This is a genomic window from Peribacillus sp. GL_122 (genome assembly GCF_057835005.1).
The window spans coordinates 3,323,540-3,350,144 of the sequence record NZ_CM174415.1 but is presented as its reverse complement, the minus strand read 5'-3'; the positions used below and the strand labels follow the sequence as shown (position 1 = coordinate 3,350,144).

Here is a 26,605-nt window from a genome sequence, read left to right as displayed (position 1 = left end):
TTAATAAATGGAGTGTCTAACTTTATCTTCTTTAGTTGGTCTTTTTTTGTTTTAGGAACGACAATACTTCCAAAAAGGCTGGTCCATTATCGACGAGTCTGTAATCCATAAATGGACACCCTTCCCTTTTTATTCTATTTGGTATGGTTTCAATCGTAAAGTCCTCTAACTGGAGACTATCGTCCACTTCCTCCCAAAACAAAGGTGTAGCCACACCAGCGAAAGAATTTCCCCGCGGGGAATAAGGAAGGATGATGGTTTTTCCTTCACTATGCTGCACAAAGTCCAAGTATAGTCGATTATGCCGATTAATTTTCATTCTTTCCGTTGTAAAATTATTTGGGTTGGAACTTGTTAAGTAGTCACCGAGAAAGTCGGTGAAAATCCGTGTCTCCTGATAAGTAAATCTGTCTTCAGGCAGTGGGATGTGAATTTGCAGTCCTTTGTTACCTGAAGTTTTTACAAAGGCTTTTATCCTTAATGATTCCATCACCTTTTTTATTTCCTGTGCGGCCTTTTTCGCTAAGGAGAAAAATTCGATGGAAGGAGGATCCAAGTCCAGGACGATTTCGTCGGGTCGTGTTCTACCCGCTTTCTGAAATGGCGCATGGAATTCCAATGCAAGTTGATTGCCAAACCAAAGAAGCGTTTCAATATCGTTACATAGCATATACTCGATATCGTCATCAATGAACGTTTTAATAAAGGACGGCGCATAATCAGGTTTGTTTTTCTGGAAAAATCTTTCTTTATCCAAAGTGCCATGAGGATAGCGGATCGTCGTAAGCAGTTTATCCTTCAAGAAGGGTAAGAAGAAAGCTGAAACCTCCCGTAAATAGTGAAGGTATTCAACTTTTACCACCTGTTCATCTCCTGTTATCCAAAGCGGTTTATCCCTGGAAGTTATTTGTACAGTATCTGGAAATGTGTATTGACCTAGCACGAATTTCTCCCAGGTACATTCTTCGGGAGCCGTTTGTAAAAGCCATTGCGAAAATTGAGGTTCACGCAATTCATTTACCTCATACACGTGTAAGTATTGAACTTCGATGCAAATGGATGGCTGGATATAAAAAAATTGTGCGTCTTCGTCTGATGCATTTTGCTTGATCAGTTCATGCAATATCCTTTTATCTTGAGCGCTCAGTCCATTTTTAACACTTCCGATTTTCGTTACGGCACCTTCTTTTAAAACTGCTAGGGAAACGTAACCATTTTCTTTGTGCAATGCTGTAATGAAACAAGAAACGGTCTTCCAATTTTTCACCTTAATCCAAGAGGTAGTACGTTTTCCTTCTTGCCAAGTACCCCGAATTTCCTTGGCGACAACCCCTTCGCCATCTAATAGGGCGACCTTATTCAAGGCATTATCCAAAACGTCAAAACTCTCTATTAATTGTATCAAAGCCTTATCGTTGGGATCAGGAGGCATAGGAAAGCCAAGATTTGCCCCCATATTCAACATCAATTTCCTTCGTTCTTCCATAGGTTTAGCCGCTACGTTTTTTCCGCTGATGCTAAGCAGGTCAAACGCTATAAACCGGCATGGGGAAAAACGGGCTTTTTCTGAAATTAAGGATTGTTTTCCAAGGCGCCCTCGCCACTGTATTTGAAAAAAGTCGGCTTTCGCCTGATTGGTAAGCCAGACCAATTCTCCATCTAACTGAAGCGGGAGATATTCTTCCAGGTCCAGATCTTTGATGTAAGCAATGATTTCCGGGAATTGTGGTGATAATTCCTTTTCGTTCCGACTTGAAATGCTTATGGTATCGGAGTCTATCGTTAAAATAGCCCTAAAGCCGTCATATTTGACTTCATAACGCCAATCCTTGGAGTTGGGGGCTTCGGGGTAATAGGTTGGCAGCATCGGTTTCATTTTTGTATTTACCTCCGCAAATAATTGATTAACATTATTTTGCCAAAAAAACGAAGTGTTAGAGTTGGCAATTGTTTTTTCGGTTTTTTTTGAACAAAGGGGAATAATAAAATTGTTCTTCTCTTTAAAAATAAGTTATGAGGTGACGAATATGCATACGATGTGGAAGGGGAGCATATCATTCGGTTTGGTGAACATTCCGATCAAACTTCATGCCGCAACGGAGGATAAGGATATTTCTTTGAGGACGTTGCATAAGGAATGTCATTCGCCGATTAAATACGAAAAGGTTTGTCCGGTATGCCAGAAAGAAGTGGGGAAGGATGATATAGTCCGCGCTTTTGAGTATACAAAGGGAAAGTTTGTTGTGTTGGAAGACAATGAACTAGAACAACTGAAAAAACAAAACGAAGAAAAAGCCGTGGAAATCGTAGATTTCGTTAAAATTGAAGAAATAGATCCCATTTATTTTAACCGGAGTTATTATATGTCCCCTAATGACGGAGGGATAAAAGCTTATTCCCTTTTGAGGCAGGCCCTCAAGGAATCGAATAAGGTAGGGTTAGCGAAAATCATCATTCGCTCTAAAGAACAAATGGCGGTAATCCGAGTCGTTGATAATACCTTGGTGATGGAAACGATTCATTATCCGGATGAAGTCCGCTCTACAGCGGATGTTCCGAATATCCCTGCCAATGATACCATTGTAAAAAAAGAAATCGATACTGCCGTATTATTGATAGATCAATTAACGACTACTTTCGACCCTACAAAATACACCGATGACTATCGAACCGCGTTACTTGAATTGATTGAATCAAAGAAAGCTGGACAGACGACGATTACAGCCAAAACAAAAGAACCAGTTTCCAACAATGTAACCGATTTAATGGAGGCGTTACAGGCATCCATTGACCGAACGAAACATGATGAACCGGAAATGAAAAAGACGACCCGAAAGAAAGTGGCACCGAAAAAAAAGAAACAAGCTTAAACAGGAAGCTGAGCGGAAGACACATGATGTCGCTCGGCTTTCTGCTTGTTTTAGCAAGGGGATTTGCCTTCTAATAAGGTAATGAAAGTGAATTAACAGGGGGAGATTTACATAGGTAAAGATAGTGCAAATATGTAAGTGGATCACGATGTAAGGAGCAGAATGGAATTAAAAGAAAATGATAGGTGGAAATGAAGGCAAAAAAATTCGCTCCCTAAAGAGCGACAATGAGGAATTCAATCGTGAAAATCAACATATAGGCGAACGGTTGTAGTTTTCGACTATATATTGTGTTCATATTCTACCATATTTAATTCTGAAATAGCAACAAAATTACTGAAACTAACCTATGAATTTTTCTGGAAATCAATGATATTTCGCCCATTTAACGGCTCATGTGGCTTTTGCATTGTCATATTCTTATAAAAAACTACAGAATAAAATGGATTTTTAGTATAATTTATACATACAGGATGATATACATTAAATATGAATGGAAGATGCAAAATGCAAAATGGAAAAATTAGAGCACTTCATGCCGGGAAGCCGAAGCATGAAATTTTTTCGAATATCGATATCTTTTCAGCAATGGATAAACAAGCAAAGGATAATGTGACAGTGACTAAATCAGGTATAATTGGTGATGGGGTAGGTAATGTAAAGTTCCATGGAGGTCCTGATCGCGCTTTGTGCTTTTACCCCTTTGAGCATTATTCATTATGGAATGAAAAATTCTCTAAAAAGCTGGAAATCCCTGCATTCGGTGAAAATTTAACCATAGCGGGGATGAGGGAAGAATCAACGTATATCGGCGATATTTATCAAATAGGAGAAGTGATTGTTCAAATTAACCAAGGGAGGATACCTTGTTCGACCATTTCCCACTTCAATCAAGAACCTAAGTTTTTGGAACTCGTGCTGAAAACGAGTTTCACTGGTTATTTTGCAAGAGTACTTCAAGAAGGAACGATAACTAAACAAAACGAGATTGTGCTGATAGATCGTTTGCAAGAAAAAATTTCAGTTCATTATGCAGCAGAGGTAATTCTTCATAAACGAGATGGGCTGGAAGGCGCAAAGGCTTTACTTACACTAGACTCGTTAGCGGAAGACTGGAAACAAAGGATCTTGATGAGGGTTCAAGCTGTAAAAGATTGAATGATTTTTGCAAAAGTGAAAAAAATGTCGATCAGGTATTGAAATTGACAGATTATTAATGTAAATTAAATATAATCAAATTTTGAAATCTTGTGAAAATTATATAATGGATCTTATCGAGAGAGGTGGAGGGACTGGCCCGAAGAAACCTCAGCAACCAGCTTAGGCAAAGGTGCTAAATCCAGCAAGCAGAGCTTGATAGATGAGGAGAATGTTTCAAAAAACCTTCTTCTTTGAGAAGGTTTTTTTCCTTTTCTCTCATACTCATAGAATACGACAAAAACAGGATTGTTTTTGAGAGAGGGTGTAATGATGAATTTTCGTAAAGACGTGAAAGAAAGAATACTGGTTGGGGAAGGGGCAATGGGGACCTTATTGTATTCAAATGGCATCGATCAATGTTATGAGGAATTAAACTGCACGAACCCAGATCAAATAGAGTCCATCCACCGTGCCTATCTGGAAGCTGGTGCAGATATCCTTCAATCGAATACATATGGAGCCAATTTCAACAAATTGAAACGGTATGGACTTGAAGATGAAGTAAGCAGAATCAATCGCCAGGGAGTCATTCTTGCTAAAAAAGCGGCAAAAGGAAAGGCATACGTCTTCGGTACCATAGGGGCACAGCGGAGCATCAGGAAATCGGATTTAAGTATTGAAGAGATAAAACGGGGTTTTCGTGAACAGCTATACAGTCTTTTGATGGAAAACCCTGATGGGATTCTCTTGGAAACATTTTATGACCTGGAAGAACTGGAAACTGTCCTGCAAATCGTTAAAAATGAAACTGGACTGCCGATCATCGCAAATGTTTCGATGCATGAACTGGGAAATCTTCAAAATGGAATCCATTTAAATGAAGCCTTTCAAAAACTCGAGCAATTGGGTGCCGATGTTGTTGGCGTGAATTGCCGTCTCGGTCCACATCATATGATTCGGGCCTTGGAAGAAGTGAGTTTGCCAAAGCAAGCATCAATTGCCATATACCCAAATGCCAGCCTCCCGGATTATGTGGATGGAAGGCTCGTCTATAAAGCTGTGCCGGAATATTTCGGTTCAAGTGCCCTAGAACTTCGTGAGCAGGGTGCTGCGATCATAGGAGGGTGCTGTGGAACGACTCCGCTGCATATTCAAGCTGTAAAGAATGCGATTGGAAGTTTGGCTCCTGTGAAAGAGAAATTTACGAAATCCCGTGAAATAGAAATAATTGAAGTGAATGATAGAGAATTGGAACGTCCCCTGTTCGAAAAGGCCAAAACAGAAAGGACGATTCTAGTTGAACTTGATCCACCGAAAAAGTTAGGTATAGAGAGCTTCATGACTGGTGCCGAGGTTTTGAAAAAAGCAGGGGTCGATTCCATTACATTAGCGGATAATTCGCTTGCCTCACCAAGGATATCGAATGATGCACTGGCTAATTTACTGAAGAACCAATTGAATATAGAGCCGATGGTGCATATAACATGCCGTGATCGAAATTTGATTGGCCTGCAGTCACATTTAATGGGTCTGCAGACGGTGGGGCTGAACGAAATATTGATCATCACCGGAGACCCTTCAAAAATTGGGGATTTCCCGGGGGCCACTTCGGTTTATGATTTATCTTCCTTTGACCTAATAAGTATGGTCAAACAATTTAATGAAGGTCTTTCCTATTCCGGTCAAAGTTTGGGCCAAAGGGCAAATTTCAAAATTGCGGCAGCGTTTAATCCCAATGTGAAATATCTGGATAAAGCCGTACTGAGAATGGAAAAGAAGATTGCCTGCGGTGCCCAATCCTTCTTGACACAGCCAATCTATTCCGTGGAGCAAATCGAAGAAGTATATGAAGCCACAAAACATTTAGAAACCCCGATTTTCATCGGTATCATGCCCTTGACAAGCACCCGGAACGCCGAATTCATCCATAATGAGATCCCAGGCATCAAATTGCCTGATAATGTTAGAAGGGCCATGGCGTTAGCAGGGGATGACCCTGTAAAGTCAAGGATTGAAGGAGTGAATATTGCGCGAGAGCTAGTGGACGCGGCAAGGGAAAAATTCAAGGGCATATATTTAATCACTCCGTTCCTTCGCTATGAAATGACGGCGGAACTTACGAAATATATTAGAAAAGTCGATAGTAAACATACATCAGAGGTGGCAGTACATGAATAAAAAAGCGATTCAAGATCAGTTAAATTCTAAGATTCTCCTTCTTGACGGGGCGATGGGAACAATGCTTCAAGCGGAGAATTTGACAGTCGAGGATTTTGGCGGGGAACAATTCGAGGGCTGCAATGAATATTTATCACTGACGCAACCGGAAATCATTCAATCCATCCATGAAAAATATTTGGCAGCAGGTGCAGATATCATTGAAACAAATACCTTCGGAGCGACCAGTATCGTTCTTGAGGAATACGAAATAAGCACTATCGCTTACAAGCTAAATAAGATATCAGCTGAGCTTGCCGTTAAAGCTTGTGAAAAGTATTCCAATGATGAATGGCCAAGGTATGTAGCTGGCTCGATGGGACCCACTACAAAAACGCTTTCCGTAACAGGTGGAACGACTTTTGATATTTTAACCGATTCTTATGAAGAGCAGGCACTGGGTCTCTTGGATGGCGGGGTAGACTTGCTATTGGTGGAAACGTGTCAGGATATGCTTAATGTCAAGGCTGCCTTTTCCGGAATCAAAGCAGCATTCGCTAAAACAGGAAAGGATGTACCTGTCATTATATCAGGGACAATCGAACCGATGGGTACGACACTTGCCGGCCAGTCCATAGAAGCTTTTTATTTATCGGTTGAACATATGAAGCCCGTTGCGGTCGGCCTGAATTGTGCAACAGGACCGGAATTCATGATAGACCATATCAGGACACTTGCAGATATATCAAATAGTGCCATCAGCTGTTATCCGAATGCCGGGCTTCCTGATGAAGAAGGTCACTATCATGAGTCACCTACTTCCCTTGCAGAGAAAATGAAGCAATTTGCCGAAAAGGGATGGGTCAATATCATTGGCGGATGTTGTGGTACAACACCAGAACATATTAAAGAACTTTCCAGGGTCCTCAAAGGCATGAAGCCCCGTACAATTACGGAAGCAGCCCATGGTCATGCCGTATCGGGCATAGAGCCGCTAATTTATGATGATTCAATGCGTCCTTTATTCGTAGGTGAAAGAACGAATGTTATCGGTTCCCGAAAATTCAAGGAGCTGATACGTGGAAAGCATTACGAGCCAGCTGCCGAAATTGCACGTAACCAGGTAAAAAAAGGCGCCCATGTCATTGATATCTGTCTTGCTGATCCTGATGGGGATGAGCTAGGCGATATGAAGGAATTTGTGGAAGAGGTCGTCAAAAAAGTGAAAGTCCCATTGGTCATCGATACTACGGATGAAGTCGTACTTGAACAAGCATTAAAACATTCACAAGGAAAATCGATCATTAATTCCATAAACCTTGAAGATGGTGAAGAGCGCTTTGAAAAAATAGTACCCTTAGTCCATCAATATGGTGCTGCCGTTGTCGTAGGAACGATTGATGAAACTGGGATGGCCGTCGATGCTGAACGGAAATTGGAAGTGGCTACACGGTCTGTGAATTTGCTCGTTAATAAGTACGGTCTAAACAAAAGTGACATCATTTTTGATCCGCTTGTATTTCCTGTAGGCACAGGGGATGAACAATATATTGGATCTGCATTGGAAACGGTGAATGGAATAAAGGCGATTAAAGAAAAGTTTCCGGAATGCCTAACGATACTTGGCATTTCTAACGTTTCTTTCGGTCTGCCAGCGAGGGGAAGGGAAATATTAAATGCAGTTTTCCTTTACCATTGTACAAAAGCCGGTCTCGATTATGCTATCGTGAATACAGAAAAACTTGAACGTTTCGCTCTGATACCGGAAGAGGAAGTGAAATTGGCTGAGGCACTCCTGTTTGAGACTTCAACTGAAACGTTAGCGATTTTTACCGAGTTTTATCGTGGGAAAAAAGCGGAGAAAAAGGATAATGGTGTGATCCTGCCATTGGATGAACGTTTAGGTAACTATATTATCGAAGGAACGAAAGAAGGATTGGTTGATGATTTAAATGAAGCGATTGAGCGCGGTGACACCCCATTGGAAATCATCAATGGACCATTGATGGATGGCATGAGTGAGGTGGGGAGGTTATTTAATGACAACCAACTAATTGTCGCAGAGGTGCTTCAGAGTGCTGAAGCGATGAAGGCGGCAGTATCTCACCTTGAACCACTAATGGAAAACTCTGAAGATAGTGCTAAGAAAGGGAAAATCCTTTTGGCGACTGTCAAGGGAGATGTGCATGATATCGGGAAAAACCTAGTGGATATCATCCTATCCAATAATGGCTATGAAGTCATTGATTTGGGAATAAAGGTCGCACCGCAACAAATCATAGAAGAGGTTCGAAAACATGAGCCAACCATCATTGGCCTATCTGGGTTACTTGTCAAATCTGCACAGCAAATGGTTTTAACAGCACAGGATTTAAGGCAAGCGGGAATAGATACCCCAATTTTAGTGGGAGGGGCAGCATTATCCCGTAAATTCACCGATTTTAAAATATCACCTGAATATGAAGGACCGGTTTTATATTCCAAAGATGCGATGGATGGTTTGGCTGTAACGAATATTTTACATGACTCTGACAAAAAAGTGGTGTACTTGGAAGAGTTAGTCGAGAAACGAGAAAGAGCGAAAGCGAATGCCGCCATTGCTGCCACGATGGAAAAACCTGTTCGGAAGCAGTCCACAGCTGCGCCTTTAAGCGATGCTCCTGTTCAAAAACCGCGTGACATCAAGCGTCACGTCCTGAAAAACTATCCATTGGATGTCATCCAGCCGTATATTAATAGGCAAATGCTGATTGGACATCATTTGGGGTTAAAAGGTAAAGTTTCCGAATTGCTTAAGCAAGGGAATGAAAAAGCAGTGCAGCTCAATGATCTCGTTGATGAATTGATTGAATTCCTAAAGACGGAACCGGATTATGGCTTGAATGCAGTTTATCAATTTTTCCCTGCTCAAAGCGAAGGAGATAAGCTATTGGTTTACAACCCGGACAATCATAACGAGGTTTTGGAAACTTTCGACTTCCCCCGGCAAGATACGAATCCGCATCTTTGTTTAGCGGACTTCGCGAAACCGATTTCCTCCGGGCAAATGGATTATGTTGGTTTCTTCCTGGTCACTGCCGGAAAAGGGATCAGAAAATGGGCAGAAAAACTAAAGCTTGAAGGTGATTTCTTGAAAAATCACGCCCTTCAATCACTTGCTCTCGAAACAGCTGAAGGTTTCGCGGAAAGAATTCATCAATTAATGCGGGATGATTTAGGTATCAGCGATCCAATTGAAATGTCCATGAAAGAGCGGTTTGCCGCTAAGTACACCGGGCAAAGGTTTTCATTTGGTTATCCTGCTTGTCCTAATCTGGAAGACCAGGAGAAGCTATTCCGGCTGTTACAACCTCAGGATATTGGCGTGGAATTGACTGAAGGATTCATGATGGAACCAGAGGCTTCCGTGTCAGCCATTGTTTTTGCACATCCTGAGGCCCGCTACTTTAATGTTGATCGATAACTCATTTAATAAAGGCAGCGGTATTTTTTACCGCTGCCTTATTACGCATGAAACCCCTTAATTGGTACATCTTAATGGTCAAAAGGAAGGGGATGCAACACCTATGAAGAATATCCTGAAATTATTTCTTTCCATGGCGGGTTCTTTCATTATTATTTTGTTGGTTGTGGATGTCCAGAACATTCAAGTACATGCAATGGTTCCTGAAGAGATGACACCGATTCTAAAAAGTAAGGAAAATCAGAAAATCGCTTATTTGACTTTCGATGACGGACCATCTTTGAATACCATGAAGATATTGGATATTTTGGACCGCTATAATGTTAAGGCCACATTTTTCGTTAAAGGGAATGAAGAACCATACGCAAAGGAAAGTTATCAGGAAATGGTTTCCCGCGGTCATGCGATTGCCCTTCATTCTTATACACATGATTATTCCATCGTTTATCGATCGACTGAGAGTTTCTTTCAAGATTTGAATAGGCTTGAAACCATGCTGCAAAAGGAGTATGGGATAAAAAGCCGTATTGTGCGCCTTCCTGGCGGCTCGAATAATCGTCTGAGGCATCAGGCTGCAACGAAACCCATCATCAATGGAATCCTTCAACAACTAAAGGAAAAAGGGTATATTTACTTTGATTGGTCCATTGACTCGACAGATGGCTTCAGTCCGTCAATAAGTGAACAACAAATCATTACTGCCGTACAAAAAGGGACGAAAAATCAAAAGCATGTTAATATCTTATTGCATGATATCAATAGTATGAAGAATACAGTGAAAGCATTGCCTGATATAATTGAATTTCTTAAAAAAGAAGGGTATACCTTTGATACTATTGATGAGACAACCCCGAAATTGCAATTTAATTGATGAACACAATGTTTATCTATAGTAAATTAAGGTATAGGGTATTGAGATTACAATGCGAAAGGATTTATCGTTTCTATGATGCCATCATTGTTTTTATCACATGGAACACCGCTATTAGCTTTGGAAAAGAATAACTACACTTCTTTTTTGAAGGATTATATGCAAACTATGAAGAAACCTGCTGCCATCGTTATTTTGTCAGCACATTGGGAAAGTGAAGATCAAATGATTTCAGCAGTAGGGAAGCATGAAGTCATTTATGATTTTGTAGGGTATCCTGAAGAAATATTTCAGATAACTTATCCAGCTAGGGGATGCCTGGAGCTGTCAGATCGAATTTTAACCTTATTGTCCAGGATAGGTGTATTGGGGGAACTTGATGAAAGGCGCCCTCTAGATCATGGATCATGGGGGCTTTTGCATATCATGTATCCCGAAGCTGATATCCCGACCGTATCTATATCCATTAGTCCTGCGCTGCCATTGGACAAGCAGTATGAAATCGGGAAAACATTGAGGGAATTAAAGGAAAGTAATGTCCTGATCATCGGGAGCGGTGGAATTGTCCATAATTTCACCCAAATACAGGAGGATATGCATGTTGCAGAAGGATGGGCAATCGAGTTTGAGAACTGGGTCGAAGAGAAAATCATGAAATGGGATTTGCAATCCTTGTTTGAATATGAAAAAACCGCCCCTTATAGTACAGAGGCTGTGCCTTCCAAAGAGCATTTCATTCCATTGGTCATCGCAATGGGGTCAGGGGATGACAAAAAAAAGGCAGCTCTCCTGCACAGGAGCTTTCAATATGGCAATCTAAGTTTAACAGCTTGGAAGTTTGATTGAAGTGAAAGGGTTTTCAAACTAGTTAAATTTACCTGAAAAATAATCATTATACAAAAATACAAAAATCTTTTTTTAGCGAAAAAAAGACTTAAATGAGCAAAAAAGTCAATTAAAAGCGTATTTTGACGAATTAAACAGAAATATAGTTTCAAAAAGGTTGCATAAAGTTGTTTAACCTTTGGATATTTCGACAAAAACATGTTAATATAACATCTGAAAACGTTTTATCCTTTAAAATTTTATTATTCAATGACCAAAGTTATTTATTATATATCTTATATATATCATATATTTGGGGAAAATTTAGAAGAAAGAAATTTGGGGATGGATAAAACGTAATGAAAAAAATTATGAGAAAAATTTGGGGGTTTACAAAATGACCATCAATGATTCTAAGGTATTAGACCACTGGAAAGCTTTTTCAGGTCCAAACCTTGGGTATGTCATGGAGCAATACGATCTATTTCTAGCCAACCCGGAAGAAGTGGATCCGGAACTGAAAAACTTTTTTGAAGTAGCAGGTCCTCCTTCATTCGATGTATCGGTAGAAACAACGATTGGAAGTGCACCAACTGTACAAACTGGAGAAGTTCTTCCAATGAAGAAAATTATGTCTGCAGTAAAGTTAGCTGAAAATATCCGTGCATACGGACATCTTGCTGCAAATATTTATCCTTTAAAAGAAGAAGCTCTTGACACTGAACAAATTCACTTTGAAAAATATGGCTTGACTGCAGATGATTTAAGGAAAATACCGGCTGACTTTATTTGCCCGGAATCACCTGAAGACGTGAAAGACGGATACGAAGCCGTACAATACCTAAAACAACTCTATACAAAAACGATAGCCTTTGAATTTCACCATGTTAATGACTTGGATGAAAAGCAATGGCTTACTGATATGGTCGAATCCGGAAACATGTTCCCGGAAGTGACTAAAGAGAAAAGAGAACTATTACTTAAACGATTGAATGAAGTCGAAGGATTCGAGAAATTCCTTCACCGCACATATGTAGGGCAAAAACGTTTCTCTATTGAAGGACTGGATGCTTTGGTTCCGATTTTAGATGAAATGATTTCACAAACCGTTCAAAACGGAACGGGGAATGTGAATATTGCCATGGCTCACCGAGGACGTTTGAATGTGCTTGCACATGTATTAGGAAAGCCATATGAGGTCATTTTCTCTGAATTCCAACATTCACCGAATAAAGATTTGGTTCCTTCCGAAGGTTCAACAGGCATTAACAATGGATGGACTGGTGATGTTAAATACCATTTAGGTCTGGATAAACAGATAACTAAAGCAAATATACAAAAAGCAAGGATAACACTTGCCAATAACCCAAGTCACTTGGAAGTAGTCGGTCCAATCGTGGAAGGGTATTCTCGTGCGGCACAAGAAGACCGTTCTGAAAAAGGATTCCCGGTTCAAGACATTTCCAAATCTCTTGCAATCCTGATTCATGGTGATGCAGCATTCCCAGGTGAAGGAATTGTACCTGAAACGTTTAACTTAAGCCGTTTACGCGGTTATCAAGTTGGTGGCGCCATCCATATCATCGCGAATAACATGATCGGTTTTACAACGGAAAGTGAAGATTCACGTTCTACCTTATATGCTAGTGATTTGGCCAAAGGCTTTGAAGTGCCGATCGTGCATGTGAATGCTGATGATCCGGAAGCATGTATGGCTGCTGTGAACCTTGCTAACCTATATCGTGAAAAATACAACAAGGATTTCTTGATCGACCTGATCGGTTACAGACGTTTCGGCCATAACGAAATGGATGAGCCATTGGTGACTCAACCTGAAATGTATGCATTAATTCATAAGCACTCAACCGTTAAAGAGCTTTATGGAAAAAAACTGATTCAATCTGGCGAGTTCACTGAAGCTGAAGTTAAAGCGATTGCTGAGCAAGTAGATACAAGGCTTGCAGATGCATATGCGAAAATTTCCGGAAATAAACCGGAAGCTTCTAAAGAATGTAATCCTCCTGGGATTATTGAAAAAGGACTTCCAGCCATTGATACGGCAGTTCCGAAACAAGAACTTGTTACAATTAACGAAGAACTTGTTAAGTGGCCAGAAGGATTCACTCCTAATAAAAAATTAGGAAAGATCTTATCACGTCGCTTGGATTCCTTTGGTGCTGACGGAAAAGTTGATTGGGCTCATGCTGAGACATTGGCATTTGCATCCATATTGAGTGACGGCACTCCAATCCGTTTGACAGGACAAGATTCAGAGCGTGGAACATTCGCTCAACGTAATATCATGTTACATGATAGTGTTAACGGAAAAACATATTCACCACTTCACACACTAGAAACTGCCAAAGCATCATTCGCTGTTCATAACAGCCCGCTTACTGAAACGGCAGTTCTGGCTTATGAATATGGTTATAATGTATTTGCACCTGAGACACTTGTATTATGGGAAGGACAATTCGGTGACTTCGCTAATACAGCACAAGTGATCTTTGACCAATTCATCGCGGCAGGCCGTGCAAAATGGGGTCAAAAATCAGGTCTTGTCATGCTCCTTCCACACGGTTATGAAGGACAAGGACCAGAGCACTCAAGTGCACGCCTGGAGCGTTTCCTTCAATTAGCGGCTGAAAACAACTGGACAGTTGCCAACTTAAGCTCGGCAGCTCAATACTTCCATATCCTTAGAAGACAAGCTAAGATTTTGGATCAAGAGCAAGTACGCCCGCTTGTCATCATGACACCGAAGAGTATGCTTCGTAATCAAGTGATGGCTTCTACAGCAGGAGAATTCAGTGAAGGCTCTTTTGAATCATTCGTAGAAACCAAAGCTTTGGGCAAAAAACCTAAATCGGTTGAACGCATTGTTTTTGCATCAGGTAAATTGGCGGTTGAACTTCGTGAAAAAGCGGCAACTGAAAAAAATACAGATTGGTTGCAAATCATCAGTATCGAAGAAATTTATCCATTCCCATTCACTGGAGTTCAAGAAGCCCTGAAAAAATATACAAATCTTAAAGAAATCTTCTGGGCTCAAGAAGAACCTAAAAACATGGGTGCTTGGACATTTGTTGAACCACGCCTAAATGCAGCGGCTCCTGGCAATCTTTCAGTAACATATATAGGAAGGAAGCGCAGATCAAGCCCGGCTGAGGGAGATCCACTTGTCCATAAAAATGAACAACAACGGATTATGACTCAAGCAATTACACGCAATAATGAGGGGGAGAAATAAAATGGCTGAAGTAAAAGTACCTGAATTAGCAGAATCAATTTCTGAAGGATCTATTGCGCAATGGTTAAAACAACCCGGTGATCACGTTGAAAAAGGAGAATATGTCCTTGAACTTGAAACGGATAAAGTGAACGTAGAAATCATTTCAGATTATACTGGTACACTTTCGGAACATTTAGCAGAAGAAGGCGATACTGTCCAAGTTGGACAGGCTATCGCCATCGTTGATGAAAATGGATCAGCTGCTGCAGCTCCAAAAGCGGAAGCTCCTAAGGTTGAAGAAGCTAAAGCAGAGCCAGCTAAGGCTGAACAAGCGGCTCCTGCTAAAGAGGCTCCAAAAGCGGAAGCGAAAGAAGCATCATCCACTCAACAAGTTATTGCATCACCAGCTGCAAGGAAATTGGCTCGCGAAAAAGGAATTGACTTGACTCAAGTGCCTGTAGCCGATCCACTAGGTCGCGTACGTGTACAAGACGTAGAAGCAGCAAGTAATGCACCTGCAGCACCTGCTGCAGCCCCTAAACAAGCTCCTGCAGCTAAAAAAGCAGCAGCACCTGTTGAAGTGAATGATGACCGCATTGAAGTGGTTAAGATGACACGCCGTCGTCAAACCATTGCCAAACGTCTAGTTCAAGTACAATCCGAAGCAGCCATGCTTACTACTTTTAACGAAGTCGATCTTTCTGCAGTCATGGAATTGCGTAGCCGCCATAAGGATTCTTTCGTGAAAACAAATGATGTTAAACTTGGTTTCATGTCATTCTTCACTAAAGCGGTCATTGGCGCATTGAAAAAATATCCGTTATTGAATGCTGAAATCCAAGGCGACCATATCCTGAAAAAGAACTTTTATGATATCGGTGTAGCTGTATCCACTGATGAAGGTCTTGTTGTTCCGGTAGTAAGGGATGCTGACCGCAAAAGCTTTGCTGAAATCGAGAAGAACATTTCGGATTTAGCTGTTAAAGCGCGTAACAACAAACTGGGACTTTCAGATTTATCAGGTGGTACTTTTACTATCACAAACGGCGGGACTTTCGGTTCCCTATTATCTACACCAATTTTGAATGCCCCTCAAGTTGGAATCTTGGGCATGCATACAATCAAGACTCGTCCGATCGCTGTTGGAGATCAAATCGAAAACAGGCCAATGATGTACCTTGCATTATCTTATGATCACCGTATCGTTGACGGAAAAGAAGCTGTTGGTTTCTTAGTGGCTATCAAAGATATGCTGGAAGATCCAGAACAACTTTTACTTCAAGGCTAATAAAATAATACGAACCCCCATGTCATCATGACATGGGGTTTTTTTGTGTGTGAAGAACTGAAAGGATATTTTCATAGAAAAAAGATAATGGGATTCAAGAAGGTCATATCTATCTATCTAAATGAATGTTTTTGAAGGTATTTTTGAATGAATTTGAGTATTTTTAAACGTTTATGATTGATTATTGCTTCGTTTTCATATATGATGATGATATTAAAGTGAGGTGGGCGAATTGTTGACAACTGAAAGGCACCAGTTCATCTTATCGATCCTTAAAGAACAAGGAACGGTAAAGCTGCAAGAGCTTGTAGATCAGTTACAAGCCTCGGAGTCGACCATTCGGAGAGATTTAGTGCAACTCGAAGAAATGAAGCTCTTGAAACGCGTGCATGGTGGGGCCTCTTTACTTCAAAGAAAAGGCCTTGAACCAACAACTATGGAAAAGCAATACAAAGCAAGAGCTGAAAAACAACTTATAGCAAAGCTGGCGGCTTCATTCATAGAGAAAAATGATTGTATATATCTTGATGCAGGCACGACAACTGCGGAAATGATTCCTTATTTAAAGGATAAAAATATAACGGTGCTGACGAATGGTCTTATGCATATTCCAAAACTCATCGAATTGGAAATCAAAACAGTGTTAGTGGGCGGAACGATAAAATTTTCGACAAATGCTGTTATTGGAAGTAATGCTGTACAGTTTCTGAATGAATACCGTTTTGATAAATGTTTCTTGGGAATGAACGGCATCCATCAAGATCTGGGTTTCACAACACCCGACCCGGAGGAAGCTCTACTGAAGAAGATGGCATTACGCCTCTCTAACGAGACATACGTGCTTGCTGACAGTTCAAAACTGAATGAAGCTACTTTCGCTAAGGTGGCAGATGTAAGCGATGCCATAATCCTCACTGACAGCAATGATGAAGAGGCTATTGCTCAACTCCATAAAAATCCAAAGATAAAGGTCGTGACCATTTAATGATTTATACAGTGACACTAAACCCATCCATCGATTACCTGGTCGAGGTGGAGAGTTTTCAAATGGGCAAGGTGAATCGAACCAGTTATGATGCAAAATTCCCAGGAGGGAAAGGAATCAACGTTTCCCGAGTGCTTAAAAGGCTGGGAAATAGTACGACAGCGTTAGGATTCATCGGTGGACAAACTGGTGAATTTGTAAAAAGGTTTTTAAGACAAGAAGAGATTTACACGGACTTTACAGAGATAGCTGGAGATACAAGAATAAACGTTAAATTGAAAACAGGGCTGGAGACAGAAATAAATAGCCAAGGGCCAATCATTTCAAAAGGGAATTATCAACAATTATTTAGTCAAATCGAACAGATGAATAATAATGATATCCTCATTTTGTCAGGAAGCATCCCTCCAAGCGTTCCTTCGGATGTATACGAAGCCATGGCAAGGTCTTGTTCCCATAACGGCATTAAAGTGGTGGTGGATACGAGTGGCAAGGAATTACTGAATGTCCTTGCACACCGGCCATTTTTAATAAAGCCCAATCATCATGAACTGGGTGAGCTTTTTTCAACCGAAATAAGAACGGTTGATGATGCTAGGGAATATGGCGCTAAATTGGTTGAAGCAGGAGCACAAAACGTTATTGTTTCAATGGCGGGACAGGGGGCCGTGCTTTGCTCCGGTGGAGAGGCATATTCCGCAAATGTTCCAAAAGGGAACGTCATCAATTCAGTGGGTGCCGGTGATTCCATGGTCGCAGGTTTCATCGGGACATATGAAAGTACAGGGGATATTCTATCTGCTTTCCGCTTCAGTCTTGCAGCAGGAAGTGCTACAGCCTTTTCATCCGATCTCGGTACATTGGATAAAATTGAAGAGTTATTACCGCAAATTGCCATCAATCATCTAACAGGAGGCTGACTCTATGAAAATTACAGACTTGTTAAAATTGGATACAATCATCATCAATCTGCAAAGCGTTACAAAGCAAGCAGTCATTGATGAACTATCAGGAAAGCTAGCCGATGCAGACAGGTTAAACGATGTGGAGGGTTTCAAAGCTGCCATCTTAAAACGTGAAGAGCAAAGCACCACAGGGATTGGTGAAGGGATAGCCATACCACACGCAAAAACAAGTGCTGTAAGGGTACCTGCCATCTGTTTCGGCAAATCTGTCAGTGGTGTGGATTATGAATCGCTTGATGGGCAGCCGGCTCATTTGTTCTTTATGATTGCAGCAAGTGAAGGAGCGAATGCAGATCACTTGGAAACCCTTTCCCGGCTTTCTTCATTACTGATGGATGATAAATTCAGAGCCCAATTGATTTCTGCTACTTCTGGTGAGGAAGTGTTGGAGATAATCAATCAAAAAGAAATGGAAGCCGATGAAGAAGAAATAGAAGAGCAGCAATCAAGTAATGCTGCCAGTGGTAACAATAAAGGAGTTAAAATCCTAGCCGTTACAGCTTGTCCAACAGGAATTGCCCATACTTATATGGCTGCCGATGCGTTAAAGGCTAAAGCTAAGGAAATGGGAATCGATTTCAAAGTCGAAACAAATGGTTCCACAGGAATCAAAAATGGATTAACCTCCGCAGAAATTGATGAGGCGGATGCGATTATCGTTGCAGCTGATAAGCAGGTGGAAATGGATCGATTTAATGGAAAACATGTCATTGTGGTCCCAGTAGCCCATGGAATCCGGAAGACCGAGGAGCTGTTAACCAGAGCCTTGAATCAGGATGCCCCTGTTTACAAAGGAACAGGAAACGATAAAAGTGATGAAGGTGATTCAGCAAAAGGAGGATTGGGGATTTACAAGCACTTAATGAATGGCGTAAGTAATATGCTTCCATTTGTCGTCGGGGGCGGAATCTTGATTGCGCTTTCTTTCTTTTTTGGAATCGAGGCAGCCGATCCGGCAAATCCGGATTATAATCCCATTGCCAAAGCATTAAGTGATATTGGCGGGGGAAATGGTGCCTTCTTCTTACTTGTCCCTGTCCTGGCTGGATTCATTGCTTCAAGTATTGCCGACCGTCCGGGTTTTGCTCCTGGTATGGTAGGGGGATTATTGGCAGCACAGGCTAATGCCGGTTTTCTTGGCGGACTGATCGCTGGTTTCCTTGCAGGTTATGTCGTCTTACTTTTAAGAAAATTGTTTTCCAGATTACCGCAAACACTCGATGGCATTAAACCGGTTTTACTCTATCCTGTATTCGGTATGTTAATTACAGGGTTTATCATGTTATTTCTCATAAATGAACCAGTAACCGCAATTAACATGGGGTTGACCAATTGGCTGCAAGGTTTATCTGGTACGAACGCAATATTCCTTGGCTTGATTCTTGGAGGGATGATGGCTGTAGATATGGGTGGCCCCCTAAACAAGGCTGCCTTCACATTTGGGCTAGCGGCCATTGAAGCTCAAAGTTTCGGACCGCACGCTGCTGTAATGGCTGGTGGAATGGTTCCTCCTCTAGGGATTGCCTTTGCCACTACACTTTTTAAAAGCAAATTCACTGAAATGGAAAGAAAATCAGGATTCACTAATTACTTCATGGGTGCTTCGTTCATTACAGAAGGAGCGATTCCTTTTGCGGCAGCGGATCCATTGCGTGTTATCGTCAGTAGTGTTGTCGGTGCAGCGACAGCGGGAGCACTGTCAATGGCTTTTAACGTGACTCTCCCTGCACCACATGGTGGAATATTTGTCATCCCACTTGTCAATCACCCATTTTTCTATTTGTTGGCCATTTTAATAGGATCCCTCATCACCGCCTTACTATTAGGGTTCTGGAAAAAGAAACGGATATAAATAAAACTGAAAGAAAGCGGGTCCAAGTGCATTGGATCCGCATTCAGTTTGTAGACAAAAAGGTTTCGGAATGGCATCATTCCGGAACCTTTTTGAATTTTATTGGATGGAAGCAGTTATAAATAGAGGATCTAAGATGACTATCATGCGTATTTACTGCTGCCGCATGAAACGAATAGGCAAACTGTTTTATTCTCTTGCACATAGTAGCTACTCTCAGGATCAGTTGCCTTTCTTTAATCTCCTTGTTTTCTTTCTTGATGGCACCTGTTTCCTTTTGATAGATGTTTCACTATATCTAAAAATTAAAACCAACTCAAATAATTGTCGAGTTTTTTTGCTACACCATTGAATCATTGCACCCAGCCTTTTAAACCACTGTGATAATTATTCACATTCTGGGTGTGGTAGAGTCCTTTAACACCTTCTGTACCATCTGATTTAAAGCGACAAGGTTCCAATCCTTTGCTTATTCCATACGAAGAAAAAGTCATTTAAGCATCTTGGCAGAGCGGATTGTCCGATATCAATTTAGTGCCGATCGAGCTTTGGCTAATTGGGGTTTCACAATATTGAAGTGATAATATATCTATAAGAAAAATCATTGTAGATAGCTGTTTATTACCGTTAACGAAACTTATCAGTCATTAAGAACGTACAATAGAAATGTGACCTAAAAACAGGGAGGAAGTAAGTATGGACTTGACCCCAAAACAACGAAACTTTTTGCTATCATTAACCACTGATTGGCAGACATCGATTCAAATTGCTGGCCGTCTTCCGAAAGAATGGGGAAACCTATCCTGTGTAAATCAGACTCTTAGAGATTTAGTGCGTGAAGGATTGGTGCAAGCTAATCCAGTGATGTTCGGTCTATTCCGATTAACCACGGATGGCATGACCATAAAGGAGTTAGAGTTGGGTGAGAACTAATGATATATGGTCAACTTACACAAGAGGATAAAATTCATTTTATTCGATTAGCTGTTATTTCAATCGTAATTCAACAATGAAAATTAACATTGCCTAAAATAAAAAAACTAAAGACAAACTCGATTTTCATCGAGTTTGTCTTTAGTATGAAAGCGCATCTAATTACAGCGCATGCGCTTTTCTAGTATCCAATCCAAAACTTCAGTCCGGTTGCCGAAAGGGTGATACAAAAATGCGGTTCGCTTCAGGAAACCTCGCATCACTTTAAAAGATATATGATTAATTATTAAATGTGGCTAGAAGCCTATAGCCTATCTGATTTTCAACTATCAGAGCTGGATGGGATTTTTCGCGCAGTCCTCAATCGGTCCACTTTATATGCAGGAGTGGCTAATTGGAAATGTTGACAATACCCCCCCTCATTCCATATAGATCCAATATTAAAACAAAATAATTATAATAAGGTTTGCTAATCTTAATATCGACTGGTTTATTAAAGCATGAATTTTTATGTTTATGGGTAATGGAATATAAAATCGAACAAAAGGAGTGAACGTACATGCTGAAGAAAAATACCTTAAAAACTACGAAAAGGGATGATATGATTGATGTTACGACAGAATTACAGGCATTCATCAAGGAAAAGGGGATTCAAGAGGGGATAGCTCTTATATATTGTCCACATACGACAGCAGGGATCACGATTAATGAAAATGCCGATCCCGATGTTAAAAAGGATATGCTAAGAAGACTGGATGAGCAATACCCATGGAATCATACATTGGATTTACATATGGAAGGAAACACGGCAGCCCATTTGAAATCAAGTACGGTTGGTTCTTCACAGCAGGTGATCATCCATAAAGGGAGCTTGATCCTTGGCACTTGGCAAGGTGTATATTTTTGTGAATTCGATGGTCCCAGAGATAGGCAATATTTTATTAAATTATGTGTCGACAGGTAAATTGGAAAGTACGGCAAGGTTGAAGTGGGAGGAAGCGGATTGGACGATGTTTGGATTGAAGGAAGTAAAGTAATATTGAGGAATGTTAAACAAGCCGATTTAAAACGTTTATGGAGCCTGAAATATGGAGAAGCCGATCCAGAATGGAAAAAGTGGGATGCACCTTATCATCCACTTGAACTCATTGATTTCCAAACGTATATCGATAAAGAAGCGAAGCATAGAACCTATGATGAAAAAATGGGGGCTTACTCTGAGCTATTACTGGAAAAAAATGATCAAATAATAGGGTCTGTTGTATATTACTGGGAACATGAACCTTCCCGTTGGCTTGAAATCGGAATTACGATATTTGAGCCCAAGTATTGGAATGGCGGTTATGGAACAGAATCGTTAATGTTATTCATAGGCTATTTATTCGAAAAAATGGAGATTGAGCGGGTGGGTCTGACGACATGGTCAGGTAATGAACGCATGATCGCAGTTGGAGAAAAGGTAGGTATGCAAGTAGAGGGAAGAATGAGAAAATGCCGTTATCATGATGGTTATTATTATGATTCAATCAGAATGGGAATGCTACGGGAAGAATGGGAATCATTAAAATTCTGAAGTTAATAGACCCCCTTGAAAATTTTTCCTTCATTTCCTTGGAAAAAATTTAGCACTGTTTTCTCCCATATGGTCTGTTATCCTTGGAAGATGCTTAACGAGGAGGTTACAGGATGAAATTATCAGTATTATTAACCGTGATAATGACTCTAAGTGTCATCATACTTGGGATAGCTTTTCCTAAGGGAACGACCAGTAAAGCTTCGGATGGAGCAACCAAACATGTCATTAAACAAGGTGAATCGATATGGGATATTGCGAAGCAGTACGGTGTTCCAATCGGAAAGTTGAAAGAAGTCAATAATAATGTAAATAATGTTGCCGAGCCCGGTAAAACATTAATTATTCCACATGTAATGAATGAAAAAGATAAAGAATTATTAGCAAGGCTTGTGCATGCAGAAGCTAAAGGGGAGCCATACAGAGGTAAGGTTGAGGTGGCAGGAGTTGTTTTGAATCGTCTTGATAGCGATGAATTTCCTGATACGGTACGGGAAGTGATTTATCAAAAAAACCAATTCTCGCCTGTTGGTGATGGCAGTATAAATAAACCAGCAGGAGATGATGCCAAGAAAGCTGTCAATGAAGCATTGGCGATTCATGGGTATACAAATGATGCCTTGTATTTTTGGAATCCTAGTATTTCGGACAGTGAATGGATGAAACAATTAGATGTAATAAAAATTATCGGCGGCCACCATTTTGCCATATAAACTATATCACAAGAACCGGCTTTCCAAAGGGGAGGCCGGTTTTTTATTTTTGAAACCTTCCGTTAAACGATATCAGCCCACATCTCGCGGGGATTCAATTCATAAATGCTGTTTTCACGGTACATGATACTCCCGATAATGAGTTCACGTCTTATTGTTGCATAATCATCATGAAAAGACTGGATGAATTCATTCAATTCTTTTTCTGGATATTTCCGTCCCTTTTCCAAAAGGCTGGCTATATGATGAAGAACGATCATTTTCTTTTTTCTCTGTGCAGGTATGGTTTTTAGTCGACCATCTGGCATCAAAAAGTTTTCAAGGATCTTTTTGTGTTCTAAATTCAGCTTTTGATTATCCATTTTATTGGAATCCCCCTTAGTTGAAACCATTTTAGGTAATGCTGATGAATAATGCTTCAGGACATCTTCATTCAAAAAATAATATACCGTATTTTTTTCCCTTCGATCCTTCACTAAATTAATGTCCTTCAATTTAGTTAAATGGTGTGAGATTGTCGGGGCCGTCAATTTTAATATTCCGGCAAGTGCCTGTCCGTGTTTTGGACCATTTGCCAGGATGGATATAATTCTAATCCTTGTTACATCACCAATCGTTTTATGGAAAGCGACCAATTTTTCTAGTTGCACTTTAATCCCTCCTTTAATTAGATTATCATCTAATTAGATGATAATCTAATTAAGGGGTGATAATCAAGTTAATATTCACTTTTCTATATTGCTTGGAAGATCTAATGTATACTTTAGTTGAATACTAAAAAATTAATGCGGAATTAAGGAGCTGTAACATGGCTAATACACATGTTTATACAAAAAAAGAAGAAGTGGTCAATGCGATAACCCACGGTGTCGGCGTTTTGTTAAGTATTGCAGCACTTGTGTTTTTAATCATATTCTCAGCCCAAACAGGATCGCCTTGGCATATAGTCATTTCAGTCATTTATGGTGTTTCCATGCTACTTTTATACGTCTCTTCCACTTTAGTGCATAGTTTTCCAGAGGGCAAAACAAAGGATATATTTGAAATCTTTGATCATTCAGCCATATATATATTCATTGCAGGAACATACACGCCAATCATGCTTCTTGTGATCCAAGGGTCACTAGGCTGGACACTGCTGGGTATAATTTGGGGAGTTGCCATAGTTGGGATCGTCTTCAAAGCTTTCTATGTGAAAAAATTCCTCTTCCTTTCGACGATTCTCTATATTGCAATGGGGTGGATGATCGTTATCGTTTGGGGACCACTTACAGCAACGATGCCAACAGCTGGTATCCAGTTACTGATTGCAGGTGGATTGCTTTATACGTTTGGAGCCATATTTTATGTTTGGCGCGGTTTTCCTTTTCATCACGCGGTTTGGCATGTATTCGTGCTTGGGGGATCTGTCACACACTTTTTTGCGGTATTGTTTTATATCCTTCCACTATGATCACTTGGTCGATTTGATGTATGAGGAAATCTTGAGTTTTATTTGACCTCTATTAGGAAATAGATAAGGTATACAGACTATAGGAGGGAAAACTCATGAGAAGATCAATCAAAATATTATCAGTTCCGTTTGCCGCTATGCTTGTTTTGGCTGGATGCGGCGAAGAAAACGATGAAGTGAAAAACCCGCCGGTTCAGGAAAATGAAAATCAAGCTGAAAATAATCCTGAAACAGGAACGGATAATAATGAAAAAATGCCTTTTACTTATAAGGATTTTCAATTGGAAGCGGATTATACAGGCAATGATAACGAATACGAAGCTGAATATGATACCATGGGAGCTCAAACAGAAGCTTCGATCGAGGACAAACTTAACAAACATGAAGTTCACGGTGATGAAGCAATGAAAGAATTGACCCCGATTCTAGAAAAATTGACATTCACCAAAGATTCATCAGATGAGGAAGTCATTCAAGAAGTGACAAAAGCTTTTAATTTGAAGGATGACTATCAAGATTTTGATTTAGAGGTTGTTTTCGAAGATGGTACGAAAAAAGAATATAAAGTGAATAATAAGTAACTAAAGTCGTTACTATATTCATCCTTAAGTAATTAAATGGAAGCATGTTCATGTGTGTCCTCTATAGTTGTCAAATTACTGTTACTATAGTAAAATGAGTACGGTTAGCAAAGGGGATAATATACATTTGCTATTTATATTCGGACTTATGGGGATAGGACCGCAATAATTACTTGTAAAAAAGATTCTTTTTTAAGAGTCTTTTTTTTGTGCAAGTTTTCGGGAAGTTGAATATAAATGAAAGAGAGGGTACCACAAGCGGTACCCTCTCTTTCATTTACCCATCATTGGGAAAGTGGTGCATTTTTTTTTGGCAGCATATTAGCCGAGGCTAACCTTGAACGGATTGTAATGCCAAGCCATGATGCAAGGAATGCCTTTAAAACACCTACGATTATAAATGGAGCAAAACCGCTGGCAAATGCCACTGGCCAAGATAATGAACTCATATATTTTAACCAAACCGTACCGATGACTAAAGTAATTATCATCCCGATTGTATTGGCAAGGAAAGCCATTGCAACTGAGAAACGGGTTTTTTCCAATATCAGCCCCGTTATATATACTGTCGGAATATAGGATAATAAATAACCGCCTGTCGGACCGAATATCTTAGCTAATCCTCCAGACATTTCAGCGAATACCGGCACTCCCGCTGCTCCTATGAACAAGTATAATAAAACGGAAGAAGTTCCATAACGTGAACCGAGTATCGTTGCTGCCAGTCCGACGGCTAGAGTCTGTCCTGTAATCGGTACTAAGGGCAGTGGAATTGTAATTTGGGCAAGTATTCCTATAAGTGCTGCAAATAAAGCTGTAACCATCATCATTCTTAACTTCTCATGACGCTCCTTCATTGTGCTTCCCCCTAATGTAAACCTATTTATATGACGAGTTAACATATAAAGAATTTTAATATGTTAACTAAACACTGTCAATGATATTATGGATTTTAATTCATTAATGATTTATTAGACTACATTGTTTGTAAGTGAACACACAAGGATGAAATTCAAAACTTGGAAAATAAATGAAACTTTTTAATGCATCATTCGTATGAATGGTAAGCGAAGAAAATGGAGGGGATTATAACAATAGACTATCAATGTTGGTAAAACGCTTATCCCAGGTCCTTAAAATAGTATGCGGCTTGGAAAAAATCGAATTTAAAGGATGAAAGAGATGGCTTTATTTGGGGTTCCATTAGAAACAGTCTATTTATATGGATTAATTATATTCGGGGGGCTAACTTTCTTATTTATCTTGATTAATGATATATTTTCCGGCCTTGAATTACCGGATATATTTAATCCTACACTCATTTTTAGCTTTTTGACCGTGTTTTTTGCGAGTGGGTTTTTACTTGAATCTCTTTCAGGACTTCATGCTGGATTGAGTGCCGGCATTTCCCTGATCATTTCATTTACCATCGTCACTTTACTGAATGTATTTGTTTTGCTTCCCATCTCATCAGCGGAAGAAAGTTTGACATTTCATGATAATGATCTGAGAGGGAGGGTCGGCAGGGTTCTGACATCAATCCCGGTTGACGGGTTTGGGGAAGTCCTTATTGAAAGCATCAGTGGAAGCATCGCGAAAACTGCGGCCAGTTATAAGAATGAAGGAATTGTTTCGGATTCAAAGGTCTTGATCATCGAAGTTAAAAACGGGGTTGTCTATGTTATGCCCCACCAGGATTAAAAA

The 26,605-nt window shown here is 40.2% G+C and carries 21 protein-coding genes, 1 pseudogene and 1 riboswitch; of the genes and pseudogenes, 18 read left to right on the top strand and 4 right to left on the bottom strand.

Going from position 1 to position 26,605, the window contains the following annotated elements; all coding sequences use genetic code 11:
* Positions 1 to 31 precede the first annotated feature (31 nt).
* The gene (locus AC3ISB_RS16085) at positions 32 to 1,876 is read right to left on the bottom strand and encodes a DNA ligase D (RefSeq protein ID WP_489273712.1); all 1,845 of its coding nucleotides are present in this window, start codon (positions 1,874 to 1,876) and stop codon (positions 32 to 34) included.
* A 151-nt stretch (positions 1,877 to 2,027) separates the two neighbouring features.
* Between AC3ISB_RS16085 and ku the strand changes: the two genes are divergently transcribed.
* The 11 genes from ku (at position 2,028) to AC3ISB_RS16030 (ending at position 19,648) form a co-directional block, all read left to right on the top strand.
* Entirely contained in the window at positions 2,028 to 2,870 is an 843-nt protein-coding gene (gene ku, locus AC3ISB_RS16080; protein ID WP_141994677.1) for a non-homologous end joining protein Ku, read from the top strand.
* A 507-nt stretch (positions 2,871 to 3,377) separates the two neighbouring features.
* The gene (locus tag AC3ISB_RS16075) at positions 3,378 to 4,028 is read left to right on the top strand and encodes an MOSC domain-containing protein (RefSeq protein WP_489273711.1); all 651 of its coding nucleotides are present in this window, start codon (positions 3,378 to 3,380) and stop codon (positions 4,026 to 4,028) included.
* A 110-nt stretch (positions 4,029 to 4,138) separates the two neighbouring features.
* A riboswitch (SAM riboswitch) is annotated at positions 4,139 to 4,237 on the top strand.
* A gap of 103 nt (positions 4,238 to 4,340) precedes the next feature.
* Positions 4,341 to 6,188: a bifunctional homocysteine S-methyltransferase/methylenetetrahydrofolate reductase gene (locus AC3ISB_RS16070; RefSeq protein ID WP_098369377.1), complete on the top strand. Its 1,848-nt coding sequence runs from the start codon at positions 4,341 to 4,343 to the stop codon at positions 6,186 to 6,188.
* Positions 6,181 to 9,630 carry a methionine synthase gene (gene metH, locus AC3ISB_RS16065; RefSeq protein ID WP_098369378.1) on the top strand — a complete coding sequence of 1,150 codons (3,450 nt, stop codon included), beginning with the start codon at positions 6,181 to 6,183 and terminating at the stop codon, positions 9,628 to 9,630. Before AC3ISB_RS16070 ends, metH begins: the two co-directional genes overlap by 8 nt.
* A gap of 103 nt (positions 9,631 to 9,733) precedes the next feature.
* On the top strand, positions 9,734 to 10,501 hold the full coding sequence (locus AC3ISB_RS16060; protein ID WP_098369379.1) for a polysaccharide deacetylase family protein: 768 nt from the start codon (positions 9,734 to 9,736) through the stop codon (positions 10,499 to 10,501).
* Between the two features lie 75 nt (positions 10,502 to 10,576).
* Positions 10,577 to 11,347 carry a dioxygenase family protein gene (locus AC3ISB_RS16055; protein ID WP_489273710.1) on the top strand — a complete coding sequence of 257 codons (771 nt, stop codon included), beginning with the start codon at positions 10,577 to 10,579 and terminating at the stop codon, positions 11,345 to 11,347.
* A 376-nt stretch (positions 11,348 to 11,723) separates the two neighbouring features.
* Positions 11,724 to 14,576 (top strand): 2-oxoglutarate dehydrogenase E1 component, encoded by a 2,853-nt coding sequence (locus AC3ISB_RS16050; protein WP_141993740.1) that lies wholly within the window; start codon positions 11,724 to 11,726, stop codon positions 14,574 to 14,576.
* A 1-nt stretch (position 14,577) separates the two neighbouring features.
* Entirely contained in the window at positions 14,578 to 15,846 is a 1,269-nt protein-coding gene (gene odhB / locus AC3ISB_RS16045; RefSeq protein ID WP_141993739.1) for a 2-oxoglutarate dehydrogenase complex dihydrolipoyllysine-residue succinyltransferase, read from the top strand.
* A gap of 232 nt (positions 15,847 to 16,078) precedes the next feature.
* On the top strand, positions 16,079 to 16,831 hold the full coding sequence (locus AC3ISB_RS16040; protein ID WP_098369383.1) for a DeoR/GlpR family DNA-binding transcription regulator: 753 nt from the start codon (positions 16,079 to 16,081) through the stop codon (positions 16,829 to 16,831).
* Positions 16,831 to 17,751 (top strand): 1-phosphofructokinase, encoded by a 921-nt coding sequence (pfkB, locus tag AC3ISB_RS16035; RefSeq protein ID WP_480339432.1) that lies wholly within the window; start codon positions 16,831 to 16,833, stop codon positions 17,749 to 17,751. The genes AC3ISB_RS16040 and pfkB overlap by 1 nt, the downstream gene beginning before the upstream one ends.
* A 4-nt stretch (positions 17,752 to 17,755) precedes the next feature.
* Positions 17,756 to 19,648: a PTS fructose transporter subunit IIABC gene (locus AC3ISB_RS16030; RefSeq protein WP_141993738.1), complete on the top strand. Its 1,893-nt coding sequence runs from the start codon at positions 17,756 to 17,758 to the stop codon at positions 19,646 to 19,648.
* 308 nt (positions 19,649 to 19,956) lie between these two features.
* Here the strand turns inward: AC3ISB_RS16030 and AC3ISB_RS16025 are convergent.
* Positions 19,957 to 20,219 (bottom strand): annotated as a pseudogene (locus tag AC3ISB_RS16025) (IS1595 family transposase); the annotation flags it as partial.
* 125 nt (positions 20,220 to 20,344) lie between these two features.
* On the opposite strand from AC3ISB_RS16025, the gene AC3ISB_RS16020 reads away from it, so the two are divergent.
* The 4 genes from AC3ISB_RS16020 (at position 20,345) to AC3ISB_RS16005 (ending at position 22,867) form a co-directional block, all read left to right on the top strand.
* Positions 20,345 to 20,581: a hypothetical protein gene (locus AC3ISB_RS16020; RefSeq protein ID WP_489273709.1), complete on the top strand. Its 237-nt coding sequence runs from the start codon at positions 20,345 to 20,347 to the stop codon at positions 20,579 to 20,581.
* A gap of 559 nt (positions 20,582 to 21,140) precedes the next feature.
* Entirely contained in the window at positions 21,141 to 21,545 is a 405-nt protein-coding gene (locus tag AC3ISB_RS16015; RefSeq protein WP_489273708.1) for a secondary thiamine-phosphate synthase enzyme YjbQ, read from the top strand.
* Positions 21,546 to 21,584: 39 nt separating this feature from the next.
* Complete coding sequence (locus AC3ISB_RS16010) at positions 21,585 to 22,154, top strand: GNAT family N-acetyltransferase (protein ID WP_098369388.1); 570 nt, start codon at positions 21,585 to 21,587, stop codon at positions 22,152 to 22,154.
* 113 nt (positions 22,155 to 22,267) lie between these two features.
* A complete protein-coding gene (locus AC3ISB_RS16005) occupies positions 22,268 to 22,867 on the top strand; it encodes a cell wall hydrolase (protein WP_260398125.1) in 600 nt (199 codons plus the stop codon).
* A gap of 62 nt (positions 22,868 to 22,929) precedes the next feature.
* Here AC3ISB_RS16005 and AC3ISB_RS16000 read toward each other — a convergent pair whose 3' ends face one another.
* Complete coding sequence (locus tag AC3ISB_RS16000; protein WP_098369389.1) at positions 22,930 to 23,517, bottom strand: DUF2087 domain-containing protein; 588 nt, start codon at positions 23,515 to 23,517, stop codon at positions 22,930 to 22,932.
* Between the two features lie 158 nt (positions 23,518 to 23,675).
* Between AC3ISB_RS16000 and trhA the strand changes: the two genes are divergently transcribed.
* Complete coding sequence (trhA, locus tag AC3ISB_RS15995) at positions 23,676 to 24,320, top strand: PAQR family membrane homeostasis protein TrhA (protein WP_489273707.1); 645 nt, start codon at positions 23,676 to 23,678, stop codon at positions 24,318 to 24,320.
* 95 nt (positions 24,321 to 24,415) lie between these two features.
* Positions 24,416 to 24,901, top strand: coding sequence for a YusW family protein (locus tag AC3ISB_RS15990; RefSeq protein WP_489273706.1), 486 nt, complete (start codon positions 24,416 to 24,418; stop codon positions 24,899 to 24,901).
* 284 nt (positions 24,902 to 25,185) lie between these two features.
* Here AC3ISB_RS15990 and AC3ISB_RS15985 read toward each other — a convergent pair whose 3' ends face one another.
* Positions 25,186 to 25,758 (bottom strand): biotin transporter BioY, encoded by a 573-nt coding sequence (locus AC3ISB_RS15985; RefSeq protein ID WP_260398126.1) that lies wholly within the window; start codon positions 25,756 to 25,758, stop codon positions 25,186 to 25,188.
* 325 nt (positions 25,759 to 26,083) lie between these two features.
* Here AC3ISB_RS15985 and AC3ISB_RS15980 point away from each other — a divergent pair, with 325 nt between their 5' ends.
* Positions 26,084 to 26,602, top strand: coding sequence for an NfeD family protein (locus tag AC3ISB_RS15980; RefSeq protein ID WP_489273705.1), 519 nt, complete (start codon positions 26,084 to 26,086; stop codon positions 26,600 to 26,602).
* Positions 26,603 to 26,605: the final 3 nt, after the last annotated feature.